The sequence below is a fragment of the Neisseria sp. 27098_8_112 genome, assembly GCF_041433235.1.
In the GTDB taxonomy this organism is placed as follows: Bacteria; Pseudomonadota; Gammaproteobacteria; order Burkholderiales; family Neisseriaceae; genus Neisseria.
Genome location: NZ_JAPWBB010000007.1, coordinates 102361 through 120177 on the forward strand (window position 1 = coordinate 102361; position 17817 = coordinate 120177).

A 17817-nucleotide genomic window follows, 5' to 3' on the forward strand; every position below is an offset into this window, starting at 1 on the left:
TTCAGACGGCCCGACAAGCAGGCAAAGTTAATTTGGTCTTGATTATACGGTATTTTATATGGCTTTGGATATGTTGATTGCTTGGGTTTATGAGTGATTGAAACAAATCAAAAGGCCGTCTGAAACATAGGGTTGAAATGTTTGCCCTACCCTATTTCAACGTCAGCCGCGTGAAGAAGATAACAAATCATCGTATGATTGATGCAGCGGCAGGCTGATAAAGATTCAAATAATAAATAGATTGGAATTGAAATGAAAAAGTTACTTGTTTTATTGCTAGGACTGGCAAGCCTTACTGTTTATGCCAATGGCTGTGGCGGTGAATACCAACCAGCAACTGGAACATGTCGTATTATCGACAGCTCGGGCCGACAAATTTTATATAACGTTGGCAGACCACAATCTTCTAATAATGGTTATGCTCAGAACCAACCAAGGGTTGTCAATATCGATGTCCCTTCAAAATATGGTGCATGGGCAATCAATCCTAAAACAGGTATATCAGGTGGAGCACTTGAGATGGATTCACTTGCTGCCGCAAAAAGAGAAGCTATTAAGACCTGTGAACGAGGAGGACAGAATAAGCCGTGTAAAATTGGGGCTTGGGTTCGAAACGGCTGTATTGCCGTTGCTCAAGGAAAAGATGGTAGACTATTTTACGGAATGGAGGCTCCCGGCCTTTCTGAACAAGCAGCATTAAAGAAGTGTCAGGCTTCGGGAACTTCCCAATGTAAAGTTACCACAACAGAAGGCTGCTCAATGCCTAAATTCTAATAGACAAAGTGCCGTTATTTTATATGGCTTTGGATATGTTGATTGCTTGGGTTTATGAGTGATTGAAACAAATCAAAAGGCCATCTGAAACATAGGGTTGAAATGCTTGCCTTACCCTATTTCAACATCAGCCGCGTAATAAAGATAACAAATCATCTTATGATTGATGCAGCGGCAGGCTGATCAAGATTCAAATAATAAATAGATTGGACTTAAAATGAAAAAGTTACTTGTTGTATTGCTAGGACTGGCAAGTCTTAATGTTTGCGTTGCTAATCCTACCTATGATGCGACTAGGGGCGCATTACAAAATGACCCTAGTTTATGTCAATATGGCTACAATCCTAACTGTGCATCATCTCGTCAGCATCAACGGAACCAGCCTACGGAAATTATTAATATTAAAGTTCCTTCTCAATATGGAGCATGGGCAGTAAATCCTAAAACTGGTATTTCAGGTGGAGTACTCAATATGAGCTCTCGTGCTCTAGCTGAAAAAGAAGCTATTCGAGCTTGTGAACAAGGAGGTCGAAATGCACCCTGCGTTGTAGGGGCATGGGTTAGAAATGGTTGTATTGCCGTTGCCCAAGGAAAAACTGGTAAGAAATTAAGAACTTTCTATGCAATCGAAGACCCTAATCTAGCAGAACCAACAGCTTTAAGAAAATGTCAAGATGCAGGAGCTGTACAATGCAGAATTACTACGCCCGAGGGGTGCTCATTGCCTAAATTCTAATAGACAAAAGGCCGTCTTTATTCAGACGGCCTTTTCAATCATGGCAAAGACGATACTGAAATTTAATTCTCATACAAAACAATATATTATAGAAAAATCCCTTATTTTTTCAATTTTGCTATTGATAATAGTTATTATTAGCGTATAATCAAACTCACTCGGAAGACGTCCTAATCCGAGCCATTAAACGACAGATTTTATCCCCCCTCTTCCCCATTATCTCTTGATACTCGGAGTGCGCATATACGAAACATACCTGTTCCCCTTTATATCAGATACTCAAAACCGAAAAACATGAAACCCACTGCCGATACAGTGGGTTTCATGTTTTGTGGCGTTCGGTTTATCAGACTTGGCCGGCTGCTGATCAGGCCGTCTGAAACTAAAAAGACCTGATTACCGGCAGGTTTTCATGTTCAATTTACCATAACGGCCGACAATGTTTCTGATGTCTTGGGCATCGCGCTCATCAACCGCCATAAAGACCACGGTCATGCGCGCTACGCTCAAACCGGTATCGGGTACGCTTCTGTCTTCCTGCTCAACAATGCGCGCGCCGCCGAAACCTGCGCTGGACAAGCGTGAAATCAAAACTTGGGCGGAAGAGCGGCTGCGTGTTACGTCAATGCTGATTTCGCCGTTGTGAATGCTGCCGCTAAAGCCACGGCTGCCCAAGGCATCAAGCTGGGCGGAAGTGTCGCCGTCGGCAGGCAAGACCACGCGGAAGGTTTTGGAAGAAATCTCGCCACCGGATGCACCGTTGCGTTTTTCGATACTGCGGCTGGCCGCATGAGGCCATTTGCCCAACAGGCCTTTGATGCGGTGGTAATCGTCTTCATCCATCACTACGGTGGCGCTGCTGGTACACAAGCGTTCCACGCCGGCCGCGTCCATCTCTTCTTCGGCGGCGCGGCGTTCTTGCGCTTCTTTCTCGCGGCGCATTTTTTCTTTTTTCTCTTTCAACTGCTGCGCTTCTTGCTTTTTACGCAAGGCTTCTGCTTCTTCGGATTCAGGTTCTGCCATAATCAGGCCGTCTGATTCATCCGCCACCCAATCGGGTTGCGATGCCTGCTGAGGCTCGGCTTTGGGTGCGTCCAAAGAAGACGGGCGCAATAATTCGTGCGTACCGCCTTCCAAAGCAGATTCGGGTTTGGCGGTTTTATGTTGTGTCCGATAGGCAACCATGCTGCCAAAAACAATGATGTTGAGTGCGACCAAGACCGCAAACAGCCATTTCATGATGCGTTTTCCTTTTTATTGTCCGTTGCGATGGGCAATCCAATGCAATAGCCCGTGAATCACGAGATTATCGACGATTTTCACTTGATTGTCATGAACGAATGACTCCGGCAGCGCCTGCACGACTCTGGCCGCGCCGCCGCCGGTGATAATGATATCGACCGGCTTGCCCTCGCCCGTTTTGTCTTTCAGACGGCCATGCATCATCATCAACGCGCCGCAAACGGCATCCATCATGCCGCTGGCAATGGCGTTCGGCGTTGTGGTTGGGAACGGATATACCTTGCCGATGGGGCGGTTGAGGTTGGCGGTTTTGAGCGCCATCGCCTCTTTCATTAAGTGGAAACCGGGCATGATGGTGCCGCCGAGATAATGATTGTCTTCCGTCAGCGCGTCGGTGGTTACGGCGGTGCCGCAGCTGACGACGACGCAGGCATTTTGCGTAAAGCGGCGGCTGCCCAGCGCATTAAACCAACGGTCGGAACCATGTTCTTCAGGGCGGCGATAATGGTTGCGGATACCCAAAGCCTGCGGCATGGAAGACAGCCATTCGACCGGACGGGTTAATTGTTCTTCCACCATCGCTTTTTTTACCGAACCGCACACGGCGCAACCGACAATCTTCACATCTTCATCGGCAAATTGCAGCCATTCTTCACCCAGCTGGGTCAAATCACGATACGGCGCGCGGCCGACTTCGGAAAATGTGCCGTTCTCCACCCATGCCCATTTCAACTGACTGTTGCCGCCGTCCAGCAGCAAAAAGCATTCCGGCTTGGCGACGGCAGGTTGTGCCGGGCGGTTATCCGGGCGCAAGCTGATCTCGCCGCTGACAATCGTTTTCTCGCCCTTATCCGTCTGCAAACGCAACGCGCCTTGCGCATCCACGCCTTTAACTACGCCTTCGTGTACAACGCGTCCTTCCTGAAGCAGCAACACCGGCCTGTCCGTGTCGCGGTTGGCGGCATTGTATTCGCCGATACATGACGCAAATCCGTTTTGCGCGTATTCGTTCAACAGTGCATCAAGTTGCGCCAACACTGCATTTAATAAAGTTTTGACACTTACGCCCTGCTTAGAGGCCGTCTGAAACAAGGCCTGCACGGAAGTGGCGTTTTCAACTTCTTTCGGCAATACAAAATTAATGCCAATGCCAATTACGGCGACAGTCTTATTCTCTACCCGCGCCGTTTCAATCAAAATACCGGCCAATTTATCGTTGGCCACGACCAAATCGTTCGGCCATTTGATATTTACGTCCAAACCGATATCGGCAAGCGCACGGCGGCAAGCCAATGCCACCACCAACGCCAGCGAACCCAGCTCATACTGCGGCTTGTCAAACGCCCAGCCCAAGCTGAACATCAGACATTCACCCTGTCGGTTGACCCAGCTTCGCCCTTGCCGTCCGCGTCCTTTGGTTTGGAAATGCGCCACGCACAAGGCCTTATGAGCCAAATCTGCCGACTGGCGCGCCAATGCCATGATTTCATCATTGCTGGACGAACATTCGTGTTTCAACTGCGCACGAAAACCCTGTTTTCCGGCCATTTGTTGCAGAGATTCTTCGGCAAACACAGCCAAAGGGCGCACCAAACGCCATTGCCCGTCGTGCTGGCGCAGCAAACCGCGGATATGGCCCGGCATCTGCTGCCAGAATCCGTTTAATTGTTGCGGCTTCATCCCGACCACGCGCGCCAACTGAGAAACGTGTTGTGGTAGGCCGTCTGAAAGCGCAGCGAGCAAGGTCCAATGGCGGCTGTTCAAATCCGTCATTCGCCTCCTCCGGCCTCGCGGATTTTCGCCAACGTTTTGGTGGTCGAAGTCTGGTGTAAAAACGGAATCGAAAATACTTTGCCGCCACGCACAAACGTTTCGGCCGCACCGACAATCTTATCCACAGGCCAATCGCCTCCTTTAATCAACACATCGGGTTTGACCATTTCAATCAACGCGGCAGGCGTATCTTCATCAAACCATGTGACCAAATCCACGCTGGCCAATGCTGCTGCCACTGCCGCACGGTTTTCCAAAGGATTGATCGGACGGTCGTCCCCTTTGCCCTGACGGCGCACCGAAGCATCGGTATTCAACGCCAATACCAAAGCCGCACCGGCCGATCGCGCCTGCGCCAGATACGTTACATGGCCCCTATGGAGAATATCGAAACAGCCGTTGGTAAACACCAGCGGACGGGGCAATGCCGCCAAACGCTCCGCCAGCTTTTCGGGCGGACAAATTTTGGATTCAAATTCTGGAGCTGACCATTCGGACATGATGCGGTTCCTTTGGGAATGAAACAGAAAATAATCGGGGTATTATAAATGATAACGGCGAAACGCCATAAAAAGATACCGAACGGTACAATATTCGGGCTTGACTGCGTATTCATTGATATTTGATAACACAGCAAACGCCATTTTTGCCGATGCCATGATGAAACAACGGTTTGATAAATACTTTTTTGAAACCCAATTAAATCTGAAGTAGAATTCGGGTATAAACGGAAAAAAGCCTGCATACAATATGCAGGCTTTCATCTGGGGTGGCTGATGGGGCTCGAACCCACGACAACTGGAATCACAATCCAGGGCTCTACCAACTGAGCTACAGCCACCGTAAAAATTGGCACGCCCGACAGGAATCGAACCTGTAACCCCCGACTTAGAAGGTCGGTGCTCTATCCGGTTGAGCTACGGGCGCTCATGCCGATTCGTGCTAAGAATTTTGTGGTCGGGGCGGTGGGATTCGAACTCACGACCCTCTGCTCCCAAAGCAGATGCGCTAACCGGGCTGCGCTACGCCCCGACTGAAGACCTGAACTATACAGACCCTTTTCAAGCCGGTCAACACCTGCTTTGCTTTATTTTTTCATTTTTTGATTATCTTATTATTTTTAATCGTTATTTATTTTTATGCTTCACAATCGGGGCTACTCTTTTGTGTCAGGCCGTCTGAAAAATGCGATAATTTAAACGCAATATTTATCCCTATTGAGGAGGAAAAATCATGACTGCACAACTTATAGACGGAAAAAAAATCTCCCAGCAACGCATCGAGGCGGTCGCGCAGGCGGTAAAAGCGCGTCAGGAAAAAGGTTTGCACACGCCTTGCTTGGCGGTGGTATTGGTTGGCGACGACCCTGCCAGCGCGGTTTATGTACGCAATAAAAAACTGACCTGCCAAAAAAGCGGCATTGAGTCGCGCTCTTATGAGCTGCCGTCTGAAACCACGCAAGACGATTTGCTGAAACTGGTGGATGAATTGAATGGCGATCCTGCCGTCGACGGTATTTTGGTGCAACTGCCGCTGCCGGCACACATCGACAGCCAAGCGGTTTTGGAACGTATCGAGCCGCATAAAGATGTGGACGGCTTCCACCCTTACAACGTCGGCCGTCTGGTCGTCAAAATGCCGCTGATGCGCCCGTGCACACCCAAAGGCGTGATGACTTTGTTGGAAGCCTACGGCATCGACCCGAAAGGCAAAAAAGCCGTCATCGTCGGCGCATCCAATATTGTCGGCCGCCCGCAGGCGTTGGAATTGCTGCTGTCCCGCGCGACGGTAACCATTTGCCACAGCGCCACGCAAAACCTTGCCGATGAAGTTGCCGCCGCAGATATTTTGGTGGTCGGCGTAGGGATTCCGAATTTCGTTAAAGGCGAATGGGTCAAACCCGGCGCAGTCGTTATCGATGTGGGCATCAACCGCTTGGATGACGGAAGCCTGTGCGGCGACGTGGAATTTGATGTTGCCAAAGAACGCGCTTCCATGATTACACCCGTTCCCGGCGGCGTCGGCCCGATGACGATTGCCACTTTGTTGGAAAACACGGTACACGCGGCCTCATTGCACGATTAATCGCTGTCATTAAGTTAGGCCGTCTGAACATGGTTTTTCAGACGGCCTGACCTGTTTTTTTGCTTTTTACCTTATTGGCTTCACATGTCCTTACTCTCTTCCCACGCCGACAACCCGACTTTCCGCAACGCTTCCTATATCCTGATGGGCTTGGCCTTGCTGATTGTCTTGCACTACCATTTGCTGCCGCTGCTGCTGTCGGTTATCCTGACCTATATCTTTATTACGCGCACTAACGGCGTCATCCTCAAGCTCCGCCGCCGTGTTTTGCCGCGCAACACGCGGCTGCATAAATCGCTCAATGCGCACAATATCAACCTGATTTCCACTACGCTGACGCTGGCCATCGTGTTCAGCATCATCACAATGATGTCTTTAGGCATTTACCACTTGATACACGGCGGCCATGTCGGCTTTATGTTGGCAAAGCTGGCGGCGATTTTGGAAGACACCAAAAACAGCCAAGACCTGCCTGCGGCCATTCTCAATATGCTGCCCAACAATATGGCCGAAATCAAAGCCTCGGCAATCAAGCTGATTGACGAATACCGCGCCGCGCTGACCCGCATCAGTAAAAACAGCATCACGTCCTTCGTGTATATCCTCATCGGCATCATCATCGGCGCCATGCTCAGCTTCCACCGCCTGAAAATGCGTAAAAACCGCCACAAAATGCCGCTGTTTAAAGCCGAATTGATGCGACGCATCGTCAATTTTGAAACCAGCTTTGAACGCGTATTCCTCGCCCAAGTCAAAATCTCGCTGATCGACACCTTCCTGACCGGCCTGTACCTCTACTTGGTTTTGCCGCTGTTCGGCGTTGACCTGCCGTTTAAAATGACCGTCCTGATCGTCGCCTTTATCGTCGGCCTGATTCCTGTGGCGGGCAACCTGATTTCCAACACCATCATCATTATTTTGAGCCTCGGCGCATCGCTTTACGTCGCACTCGCATCACTGGTTTTCCTTGTTGTCATCCATAAGCTCGAATATTTCCTCAACGCCAAAATCATCGGCTCGGAAATCGAATCCAGCGCATGGGAATTGCTGGTGGCGATGGTCGTCTTTGAACGCATTTTCGGCATCGGCGGCATCATCGTCGCGCCGGTTTATTACGCCTATTTGAAAAACGAATTGAAACTGCGAAAATTGATTTGATCAGTTGCATTTATACACATCAAAGGCCGTCTGAAAACGACAATCGGGTTTTCAGACGGCCTTTGCTTTACCTTTTCTTACACTTTACGGCATAATGGCAGCCACGCATTTCTAGAAGAAAGATAAACAATGTCAACCAAAACCCCTTCCCTATTCGGCGGAGCGATGATTATCGCCGGTACGATTATCGGCGCAGGCATGCTTGCCAATCCGACCGCCACTTCCGGCGTATGGTTTGCCGGCTCGCTGGTCGTGTTGCTGTACACCTGGTTTTCCATGCTCTCCAGCGGCCTGATGATTTTGGAAGTCAACACCCATTATCCGCACGGCGCCAGCTTCGACACCATGGTTAAAGACCTGCTCGGCCCGGCTTGGAACGTCATCAACGGCATTGCCGTCGCTTTCGTTTTATACCTGCTCACCTACGCCTACATCTTCGTCGGCGGCGACCTGACCGCCAAAGGCATCGGCAGCGCGGTAGGCGGCGAAATCTCGCTCACCGTCGGCCAACTCGTCTTCTTCGGCATTCTCGCCTTTTGCGTTTGGGCATCCGCACGCTTGGTTGACCGCTTCACCAGCATCCTCATCGGCGGCATGGTATTGACCTTTATTTGGGCAACCGGCGGCCTGATTGCCGATGCCAAAATGCCTATCTTGTTCGACACCCAAGCCCCTGCCGGCACCAGCTACTGGATTTATGTCGCCACCGCCCTTCCCGTCTGCCTTGCCTCATTCGGTTTCCACGGCAACGTTTCCAGCCTGCTCAAATACTTTAAAGGCGACGCGCCCAAAGTGGCCAAATCCCTGTGGTCGGGTACGCTGATTGCCTTGGTGATTTACGTCCTCTGGCAAATCGCCATCCAAGGCAACCTGCCGCGCAGCGAGTTCGCCCCGGTTATCGCCGCCGAAGGCCAAGTTTCCGTCCTGATCGAAACGCTGTCCAAGTTCGCCCAAACCGGCAATATGGACAAAGTGTTGACCCTGTTCTCCTACATGGCGATCGCAACGTCCTTCCTCGGCGTAACGCTCGGCCTGTTCGACTACATTGCCGACATCTTCAAATGGAACGACAGCATCTCCGGCCGCACCAAAACCGCCGCACTGACCTTCCTGCCGCCTTTGATTTCCTGCCTGCTCTTCCCTACCGGCTTCGTTACCGCCATCGGCTACGTCGGCCTAGCCGCAACCATCTGGACAGGCATCATCCCCGCCATGCTGCTCTACCGCTCGCGCCATAAATTCGGCGCCGGCAAAAACTACAAAGTTTACGGCGGATTCTGGTTGATGGTTTGGGTCTTCCTCTTCGGCATCATCAACATTGCCGCCCAAATACTGAGCCAAATGGAACTTGTCCCTGTATTTAAAGGTTAAATTCCCTTAAGGCCGTCTGAAACACCCTCTTTCAGACGGCCTAATTCATTATTTTCCGCTACAATACCCCCTTTCCCCCAACGAACACCGTCCATGTACGACAATATCCGCTTCCATCTCGACGAAGACTATCCCGACCAGCTCCCACCCGAAAACGCCGCCACCCATATCGGCATGTACTGGCAGTGGGCGGCGCAGGCAGGCCTCGTCAACCCCGTATGGCAAACCGCCCCCGAAACCGCAGCCGACTTCGCCGCCATGACTGCAGGCAAAATCAGCGGACGGCACTTCCTGCTCAAACACATGGACGGCGCATTAACGGCGGACGACTTTACCGAACTCGGCCAACGGTTTACCGAGTTCTACTACACCGACGAAGAAGACGGCTACGGCGCATTTATGGAAGACTACGTCCTCGCCCTCGACACACCCTCGCTCGGCGGCTTCTACCACGTCAAAAACACCCCGGAAACCTTCTCCAAACTGACACCCGTTTTTCAGACGGCCTTTGAAAAATGGCAAAGCAGTTTGAAAGCAGAAAAATATTCGAAAGAATCCACACAATGAAGCCGAACTATTCTATCGACATTGCTATTAACTGCTTCCGTCCAGGAGGAGGCATGGAAAGCTACACCTTCGACCTTGTCCGTGGTTTAAGCGCACACGGCCTCAAACCTACAGTCTTTGCTGCACAAATCGATACAACGGTTCCTGAATACCGCCAAGTTGATACGCATCACGTCAATCAAAAAAAGATTCCAAAAAAGTTGCGCCCTTTTTTCTTCAGTATGCAATTGGCCAAGCTTCGGCAAAACAGAAATATTCCCCTTATTGCCTGCAATCCCAGTGATTATGCTGATATCTTTGTCTGCGGCGGTACACACTTAGGTTACCTGCACAACATAGGTAAAACCCCAAACTTACTTGATAGACTCATCATTCGGCGTAACCGTACCAACTACTCAACAGCAAAATTGATCATGGCGCATTCACACCTAATGCAACACGAGTTGATCAACCTCTATGGAGTGCCTTCTGAAAAAATCCGTGTTATCCATCCACCTGCCGATACTGCACGCTTCTACACCAAACCGGAAGAAATTCCTGCAACTCGTGCGAGATACGGATTTAAAGACGACGAAACTATTTTCCTATTTCCATCAACCGGACACACCCGAAAAGGTTTGGATTTATTAGCAGAATTTTTCGAGCATACCGATTTACCCATCAAACTAGCTGTTGCTGGATCGTCCTTACCTCGACCAATGAACAACGTTATTGAGCTTGGTTTCTGCAAAAATATGCCTGAACTTTACCGAGCTGCTGACTTCACTATCATGGCATCACTATACGAACCATTCGGACTGGTTGGCATAGAATCTATTTTGTGCGGAACCCGAGTTGTTTTCTCCGACAATATGGCATGTACCGAAGTCATGAACAAAAATGCAGGCTTCTTTTTCTCACGTCAAAACCCAGAAACACTGGCACAAGCCATCACTCAAGCGGTTTCTCTCAAACAACAGGGAAAACACAAAATTACCTCTCCTATGCAGGCATTAACCTATAATCCCACCTTAACGCATCATATCGACCAGACTCTCAATATGTTGAAGGCCGTCTGAAAACAATATTTTAGGAACACCATGAAACTCATCATCCTCGACCGCGACGGTGTCATCAATCAAGACCGCGACGATTTCGTCAAATCCGTTGACGAATGGATTCCCATCGAAGGCAGCATGGATGCCATCGCTTTTTTAACTCAGGCAGGCTACACCATCGCCGTGGCCACCAACCAATCCGGTATCGGCCGCAAATACTTTACCGTGCAAGACCTGACCGAAATGCACGCGAAAATGCACCGCCTTGCCGTTCAAGCAGGCGGCACCATCGACGGCATATGGTTTTGCCCGCACACTGCCGCCGACAACTGCGAATGCCGCAAACCCAAGCCCGGCATGATTATCGACATCATCGAACGCTTCAAGGCCAATGCCGCCGAAACCTGGCTGGTCGGCGACAGCCTGCGCGACCTGCAAGCCATTGATGCCGCAGGCGGCAAATCCGCGCTCGTCCTGACCGGCAAAGGCAAAAAAACGCTGGCCAAACACGAACAAGAACTGCCCGAACACACCCAAGTCTTCGACAACCTGCTGGCTTTCTCGCAATACATCATGCGTGAAAACACACAAATCGAAGAAGCCGCACAAGCCATCCTATAAACGACAAGGCCGTCTGAAACCAGCCGACAACGGCGTTCAGACGGCCTTCAAACGACAGACTTTTCCCCGATATGCTGATTATCCGCAACCTGATTTACTGGTTCATCCTTTCCTCCAGCATTATTTTGCTGTTCCCCTTTATGCTGCTTGCCCTGCCCTTCCAAGGCGGCGCGCACAAAATGGCGCAAGTTTGGGTGCGTATCCTCAACTGGTCGCTCAAGCACGTCATCGGTTTGAACTACACCTTAAACGGTGCGGAAAACATTCCCGACCGCCCTGCCATCATTTGCGCCAAACACCAAAGCGGCTGGGAAACCCTCGCCCTGCAAGAGATTTTTCCGCCGCAAGTCTATGTTGCCAAACGCGAACTTTTCAAAATCCCTTTCTTCGGCTGGGGCTTGAAGCTGGTTAAAACCATCGGCATCGACCGCAGCAACAGCCGCGAAGCCAACAAACAACTTTTAGAACAAGGTCTTGCGCGTAAAAACGAAGGCTATTGGATTACCATTTTCCCCGAAGGCACACGCCTGCCGCCCGGTAAAAAAGGCCGCTACAAGCTCGGCGGCGCGCGCATGGCAAAAATGTTTGAGATGGACATCGTCCCCGTCGCGCTCAACAGCGGCGAGTTTTGGCCGCGCAACTCCTTCCTCAAATGCCCCGGCACGGTCAGCGTCATCATCGGCAAACCCATTGCCCACAACAACGGCAATGAAGCCGAACTCATGGCCCAATGCGAGCAATGGATCGAAAGCCAACAGCCCCTGATTACCGGACAAGGCCCGTTCGCGCCCAAAACCAAATAAATCATTCCATCGAGTGGGCCGCTATACCCACCCTTTCCATGCCGTCCAATATTTTTCTCAACATCATGCCACGCCTCCATACCCACACCCTTTCAGACGGCCTCACCATTCATATCCAGCTCAAACGCAGTGCCAAGAAAAACCTCATCTTGCGCCCCGTTTCCGCCGATACCGTCAGCATCAACATCCCTCCGTTTGTTACCCAGCGCACCTTTACCCAATGGCTGAACGACAACGAAGCCCTCCTACGCCGTACCCTAAACAAAACACCGGCCCGACAAACACCCACCGACTCACTTCCCGAATGGATTTGGTATCAAGGCGTTCAGACGGCCTTGTCCGTCCACACAGCAAACCACATCCAACTCAGGCCGTCTGAAATCCTGTTGCCCGAAAAAGAAACCACTACCCAACTTACCCATTTGCGCCGCTTCCTGCACGAGCGTGCGCGCGAGTATCTGCTGCCGCGCCTCGAAGGCCATATCCGAACCACCCGCCTGACCCCGAGCGCCATTTCCCTTTCCAACGCCAAAACCTTCTGGGGCGTTTGCCGCCACACTACCGGCATCCGCCTCAACTGGCGGCTCATCGGTGCGCCCGAATATGTCGCCGACTACGTCTGCCTGCACGAACTCGCCCACCTGCGCCATCCCGACCACAGCCCTGCATTTTGGGCACTGACCCACTCGCTCACACCACATGTCGACCAAGCCAAACAATGGCTGAAGGCGCACAGCGGCGAATTATTCCACCTCGGCTAAGTCTTTCCAGCAGCATTTTTCTGCAAGCAAACACCAGCCCAAAGCAAAGAATCAACGTCCTCCAAACAAATCATGTAGCCGCGCGTAAAATCAGGTTTATCCGCTTGCCGCCCCCTCAGGCATGCCGATAAGATGATGTCGTTCTCAAAACCCTTTTCAGAAAGGAAAACCGATGACCAAAGCAAAATCGTTACTGGCCACCGGCATTTTGGCTCTTTTCTCCGCCACGGCATTCGCCTCCCCGCTGCCTTCCGAAATTTACCGTCCAGATGGCGCGCACACCATCAAAGCCGATCATCAAGGCAATGGCGAATTTGAATACAAAGCCGAACTTTCCGGCCAACGTAATTCCATTCCTTCCTTGGCCAAAAAAGTGATCGCCCACGCGCGTAGCAAAGGTTTCCATGTGGTTGAGTCTGAAATCAAACACGACGATGCCGATCTGAAATTCAAACGCGGCAAACAAGAGCTGGACGTTTCCATCGAAGACAAAGGCCAAGGCCGTATCGAATACAAAGCCGATTTGGACTTGGACCAAAACTAAATCCGACTCGCAAATAAAGGCCGTCTGAAATCCCATCGGGTTTCAGATGGCCTTTTGTCGTCTTTATCAGATATAATGGCACTCGGTTTGTAAAATTTCCGACTCAAAACATTGTACAATCTGCCCACTTATACCGATAACATCCCAAACATTGCCATGAAAAAACGTCTGCTCCTCCTCGCCATCCTTCCCCTTTCCCTTCACGCCGCCGATGTGCCGCCTGACGTAAAACCCGAGCTTCAAGTCAACACTGCCGAACCCCAACAACCTGAAACGCACAACATTCCTGCCGAGCAGACAAACAGGCCGTCTGAAAAAATCATCAACGTCGATGCCGATACCCTGCTTGCCAACACCGAATTACTGGCACGCGCCATGTATTCTGCCGTCGTCGCCCACAATATCCCCGGCATCAAAGCCGTTTTGCCCATTTACGAACAATGGCCAGAGCACGACCGCGCCATGGCACGCTATGCTAAAGGTTTGCTTGCCCAATCCGAAGGGCGCGCCGCCGAAGCCGTCGACCATTACCGCCGCTTTATCGCCGAGCAACCCGAAGCTTCTGCCGTCCGCTGGCAGCTTGCAACCGCCTTATTTGAAGACAAACAAAACGAAGCCGCGGCCGACCAGTTTGACAAACTGCAAACCGAATCCCTCCCCCCTGCCTTGCAAGAACGCATCGAAACCTACCGCAAAGCCCTGCGCGAACGCGACTCATGGCAATTCAACGCCGGCCTGAACATCACGCGCGAACAAAACATAAACCAAGCCCCCGGCCAACGCCGTCTGGGCAACCACCTGAGCGATGAACAATGCCGCGCCGTGCGCCTTGCCTATCCCGACGACGACTGCTTCCGAGGCTGGACATTCCCCGAACCCATCGATGCCACTGCCATCCATTACCAAATCGGCGCAGAAAAAAAATGGTCGCTGCCCCGCGGCTTCTATGCCACGGCAGGCGCAGACCATTACGGCAAAATCTATCCCAAACACACCAACTACAACGACCTCACCACACGCTTTTCGGCAGGCATCGGCTATGCCGACCAGCGCAACGATATCGGCATGACCCCGTTCCATGAACGCCGCTTCTACGGCAACGACCCCTACACCTACACCAACGGCGCACGCCTCCACTACAACCATTGGTGGCAACCCAAGCTGCAAACCCTCAGCGCATTTGAAGCAGGCCGTCTGAAAAACGGCCGCCGCGAGCATTCCAACAACACCAGCCAACTGCTCAGCAACTCCATCGTGTACTACCGCAACGCGCGCCAATACTGGGTAGCCGGTATCGACCTCTACCGCGAACGCAACCGCGACGACAAAAGCGACAGCTTCAACCGCTACGCCCTGCGCACCACATGGGGACAAGAATGGCCCAAAGGCCTCTCCACCGTCCTACGCCTCAGCGCCGCCCAACGCCATTACCAAGCCCCCAGCTTCTTCAGCAACGAACAAAACCGCCGCGACAAAGAAGCCTCCGCCTCCCTGAGCGTATGGCACCGCGCCCTCCATTTCAAAGGCATCACACCGCGCCTGACTATTGCCCACAACAAAACATGGAGCAATGACAAGTTCTACGAATACGGCAAAACTAAAATGTTTGTCGAATTGAGCAAAACGTTCTGAGAAGTAAACCAATCTGTAAATAAAGCAAAAATGCCTGTCCTGCATACTTATTTACAAGACAGATTCAAACTTTTACGGATACCGGATAAATAGATTTTTTAAGGTATAACGCCTCATTAAATTCATATTTATCAAATAGATGAAACTTAAGCTCATATTACTTTACAACGTAACGTACAACACTACATAACGTTACAAAAAAATCAGGCCGTCTGAAACCCGACTTAGCGTTTCAGACGGCCTTAGTATTCGTTATCATATCCGCTTACCTCTTCAGAAAGTATGATGATGAACGCCCTAAACAAAACCCTCTTATCTGTTTCTGTCGCGCTGGGATTGAGCGCCTGCGCTTCCGTCAAAACCGCAGACACCTACGACCTAGACTTCTCCAAACAAAAATACACGGAACAAAGCATCGAAGTGAACGGTCAAGCCATCAAATTCCGCGCTTACGAAGGCGTGGTTTACGTCCGCAATCCTGTCGATACCCGTTACGAAATCATCAATATTTATGTACCCGAAGCCTATTACAACGGCGGCGAGATAGACGGTTTCAACGCCGAAACCGCACCGATTTTCCTGCCCAACCAAATCGGCGGCTATATGCCGGCCGAACCGGGCAAACCTGCTTTAGAAGGCAAACGCGGCGAGCCTGAAGACGGCCAAAAATCGCCTAACGCCGCCCTGGTTGCCCTCTCCAAAGGCTACGTCGTCGCCTCCCCTGGCGTACGCGGCCGAACAGAACCCACCGGCAAAGCACCTGCCGCCATTGTCGATTTGAAAGCCACCGTCCGTTACCTGAAAGCAAACGACAAAGTCATGCCCGGCGATGCCGAAAAAATCATTTCCAACGGCACAAGCGCAGGCGGCGCGATGTCCGCCCTCTTAGGCGCAACAGCCGACCAAAAAGATTACGCAAACCACCTCAAAGCCTTAGGTGCGGCAGACAGCAGCGACAAAGTTTTCGCCGTATCCGCATACTGCCCGATTACCGATTTGGACCATGCCGATATGGCTTACGAATGGCAGTTCAACGGTATCAACGACTACAAAAAAATGAACATTTCCATGCTCGACTACCGCGTCAAACGCGAGCTGGTCGCAGGCACACTGACCGATGACGAGAAAAAACTGTCCGACCTCCTCAAACCCCTATACCCCGCATACCTCAACAGCCTGAACCTGAAATCCCCTGAAGGCAAACCCCTGACGCTGGATGCCCAAGGCAACGGCAGCTTTAAAAACCATATTGCCGGTTTACTTGCCCAATCCGCACAAGCCCAACTTGATGCAGGCAAAGACCTGAGCGACCGCACTTGGCTGACCGTCCGCAAAGGCAAAGTCGTCTCCGTCGATTTTGATGCCTACGCCAAAGCCGCCGGCCGCCAAAAAACACCACCGGCCTTTGACGGCGTAGATTTAAGCGCAGGCGAAAACCAGCTTTTCGGCACCGATACCGTCGATAAACGACACTTCACCGCGTTCTCTATGCAACACAACACCGCCGCCAACGCCGAAATCGCGGACGAAGAAACCATCAAAATCATGAACCCGCTCAACTACATCGGCAAACCAGGCGTAAACCTGCCGCAAAACTGGCGCATCCGCGTCGGCACCAACGACCGCGACACCTCACTGGCAGTCTCCGCCGTCTTAGCCGCCAAACTTCAAAACAACGGCCAAACCGTTGACTACGCCCTGCCTTGGGATGTCGGCCACGGCGGCGATTATGACTTGGACGAACTGTTTGCCTGGATGAAACAGGTCAGCAGCGCTGCAAAATAAGCGTCCACAACATAGATTGAGATGAGATTTGGTATCCTGTTTTAATTAAAGAAAGGCCGTCTGAACATTTTCAGACGGCCTTTTGTATTCAAATTCAACAATCATTTTTATCATTGGTCGTAAGATACCACACTCTCATTTCTAATGAAAAAAGTACAAATTTAATAGAAAATACTCACCCTCAAACTTAATCGCCTTTAAGAAACGAATGCGCTCCTTTCTCCACATCCTCAAGAAAATCAGTAAAATAGCGTTGATTATCCCTATTTTTGCCCTATTGTATTTTTTGTCTGCTTGGATGATGGCTTCATTGCCGCTTAATGAAGAGCAGCCCAAAGGGGAAATTACTTTATTTTTAGTCAGTAACGGCGTGCATACTGATGTAGTCATGCCGTTGAAGAATGATATTTTTGATTGGTCGGATGTCGTTAATCCAAAAGACACGCTCACTGCTGATCCTCAAATAACGCATATCGGTTTAGGCTGGGGGGAGCGCAATTTTTATTTATACACGCCTGAATGGAAAGATTTAACGTTCTCCAATGCTTTAGGAGCATTAAGCGGGCTGAACCGTACGCTGATTCATGTTACTTATTATCCTTTTGAACCACGAGAAAATAGCCACGTCGTCAAATTTTTAGTCACGCCTGAGCAATACAGGAATTTAACAAAATCGCTCTTGGCCGATTTTCAACGAAAAAATGGGCAAACCATCTTACTAAAAGGAGTCCATCATCAGTCTAACGATGCTTTTTACGAAGCCAAAGGGCGCTATCATTTATTCAATACTTGTAACACTTGGCTGAATGACAAATTGGTGGAAAGCGGTCTGAAAGGCGTTTATTGGACTCCTTTTTCTTCGCCCTTGCTGGAACAATACCGATAGTCTCCACGCTTCTCAATTTTTTTGGTCTATGTAAAACTTCAG

At 50.7% G+C, this 17817-nt stretch carries 17 protein-coding genes and 3 tRNA genes; 14 read left to right on the forward strand and 6 right to left on the reverse strand.

What is annotated here, in order from left to right; genetic code table 11:
* Nucleotides 1-252: 252 nt before the first annotated feature.
* Together O3682_RS06235 and O3682_RS06240 are read left to right on the forward strand one after the other, a co-directional pair.
* A complete protein-coding gene (locus O3682_RS06235) occupies nucleotides 253-774 on the forward strand; it encodes a DUF4189 domain-containing protein (RefSeq protein WP_371509064.1) in 522 nt (173 codons plus the stop codon).
* A 217-nt stretch (nucleotides 775-991) separates the two neighbouring features.
* Nucleotides 992-1510, forward strand: a complete 519-nt coding sequence (locus O3682_RS06240; protein WP_371509065.1) for a DUF4189 domain-containing protein — start codon at nucleotides 992-994, stop codon at nucleotides 1508-1510.
* A 396-nt stretch (nucleotides 1511-1906) separates the two neighbouring features.
* Here the strand turns inward: O3682_RS06240 and O3682_RS06245 are convergent, their stop codons facing one another.
* From O3682_RS06245 to O3682_RS06270, 6 genes are all read right to left on the reverse strand, one after another.
* Nucleotides 1907-2749, reverse strand: coding sequence for a cell division protein (locus O3682_RS06245; RefSeq protein WP_371509067.1), 843 nt, complete (start codon nucleotides 2747-2749; stop codon nucleotides 1907-1909).
* A gap of 15 nt (nucleotides 2750-2764) precedes the next feature.
* Nucleotides 2765-4525: a bifunctional biotin--[acetyl-CoA-carboxylase] ligase/type III pantothenate kinase gene (locus tag O3682_RS06250; RefSeq protein WP_371509069.1), complete on the reverse strand. Its 1761-nt coding sequence runs from the start codon at nucleotides 4523-4525 to the stop codon at nucleotides 2765-2767.
* A complete protein-coding gene (locus O3682_RS06255) occupies nucleotides 4522-5028 on the reverse strand; it encodes an adenylyltransferase/cytidyltransferase family protein (RefSeq protein WP_371509110.1) in 507 nt (168 codons plus the stop codon). Before O3682_RS06255 ends, O3682_RS06250 begins: the two co-directional genes overlap by 4 nt.
* A gap of 262 nt (nucleotides 5029-5290) precedes the next feature.
* Nucleotides 5291-5366, reverse strand: a tRNA-His gene (locus O3682_RS06260).
* A 9-nt stretch (nucleotides 5367-5375) separates the two neighbouring features.
* Nucleotides 5376-5452, reverse strand: a tRNA-Arg gene (locus O3682_RS06265).
* 27 nt (nucleotides 5453-5479) lie between these two features.
* Nucleotides 5480-5557, reverse strand: a tRNA-Pro gene (locus tag O3682_RS06270).
* A gap of 201 nt (nucleotides 5558-5758) precedes the next feature.
* On the opposite strand from O3682_RS06270, the gene folD reads away from it, so the two are divergent.
* The 12 genes from folD (at nucleotide 5759) to O3682_RS06330 (ending at nucleotide 17775) form a co-directional block, all read left to right on the forward strand.
* Entirely contained in the window at nucleotides 5759-6610 is an 852-nt protein-coding gene (gene folD, locus O3682_RS06275) for a bifunctional methylenetetrahydrofolate dehydrogenase/methenyltetrahydrofolate cyclohydrolase FolD (RefSeq protein WP_371509071.1), read from the forward strand.
* Nucleotides 6611-6694: 84 nt separating this feature from the next.
* Complete coding sequence (locus O3682_RS06280; protein WP_371509072.1) at nucleotides 6695-7768, forward strand: AI-2E family transporter; 1074 nt, start codon at nucleotides 6695-6697, stop codon at nucleotides 7766-7768.
* A gap of 129 nt (nucleotides 7769-7897) precedes the next feature.
* Nucleotides 7898-9139, forward strand: a complete 1242-nt coding sequence (locus tag O3682_RS06285) for an aromatic amino acid transporter (protein ID WP_371509073.1) — start codon at nucleotides 7898-7900, stop codon at nucleotides 9137-9139.
* Nucleotides 9140-9232: 93 nt separating this feature from the next.
* Nucleotides 9233-9706: a DUF7832 domain-containing protein gene (locus tag O3682_RS06290; RefSeq protein ID WP_371509075.1), complete on the forward strand. Its 474-nt coding sequence runs from the start codon at nucleotides 9233-9235 to the stop codon at nucleotides 9704-9706.
* The gene (locus tag O3682_RS06295) at nucleotides 9703-10764 is read left to right on the forward strand and encodes a glycosyltransferase family 4 protein (RefSeq protein ID WP_371509112.1); all 1062 of its coding nucleotides are present in this window, start codon (nucleotides 9703-9705) and stop codon (nucleotides 10762-10764) included. The genes O3682_RS06290 and O3682_RS06295 overlap by 4 nt, the downstream gene beginning before the upstream one ends.
* A 21-nt stretch (nucleotides 10765-10785) precedes the next feature.
* A complete protein-coding gene (gene gmhB, locus O3682_RS06300; protein WP_070584588.1) occupies nucleotides 10786-11364 on the forward strand; it encodes a D-glycero-beta-D-manno-heptose 1,7-bisphosphate 7-phosphatase in 579 nt (192 codons plus the stop codon).
* 71 nt (nucleotides 11365-11435) lie between these two features.
* Nucleotides 11436-12167 (forward strand): lysophospholipid acyltransferase family protein, encoded by a 732-nt coding sequence (locus O3682_RS06305; RefSeq protein WP_371509076.1) that lies wholly within the window; start codon nucleotides 11436-11438, stop codon nucleotides 12165-12167.
* A 65-nt stretch (nucleotides 12168-12232) separates the two neighbouring features.
* Nucleotides 12233-12928, forward strand: coding sequence for a M48 family metallopeptidase (locus O3682_RS06310; RefSeq protein ID WP_371509114.1), 696 nt, complete (start codon nucleotides 12233-12235; stop codon nucleotides 12926-12928).
* A gap of 172 nt (nucleotides 12929-13100) precedes the next feature.
* Nucleotides 13101-13472 carry a hypothetical protein gene (locus O3682_RS06315; protein WP_371509078.1) on the forward strand — a complete coding sequence of 124 codons (372 nt, stop codon included), beginning with the start codon at nucleotides 13101-13103 and terminating at the stop codon, nucleotides 13470-13472.
* Between the two features lie 156 nt (nucleotides 13473-13628).
* Complete coding sequence (locus O3682_RS06320; RefSeq protein ID WP_371509079.1) at nucleotides 13629-15104, forward strand: surface lipoprotein assembly modifier; 1476 nt, start codon at nucleotides 13629-13631, stop codon at nucleotides 15102-15104.
* A gap of 288 nt (nucleotides 15105-15392) precedes the next feature.
* Nucleotides 15393-16889: a subtype B tannase gene (locus tag O3682_RS06325; RefSeq protein WP_371509116.1), complete on the forward strand. Its 1497-nt coding sequence runs from the start codon at nucleotides 15393-15395 to the stop codon at nucleotides 16887-16889.
* A 208-nt stretch (nucleotides 16890-17097) separates the two neighbouring features.
* Nucleotides 17098-17775, forward strand: a complete 678-nt coding sequence (locus O3682_RS06330) for a TIGR02117 family protein (RefSeq protein ID WP_371509080.1) — start codon at nucleotides 17098-17100, stop codon at nucleotides 17773-17775.
* Nucleotides 17776-17817: the final 42 nt, after the last annotated feature.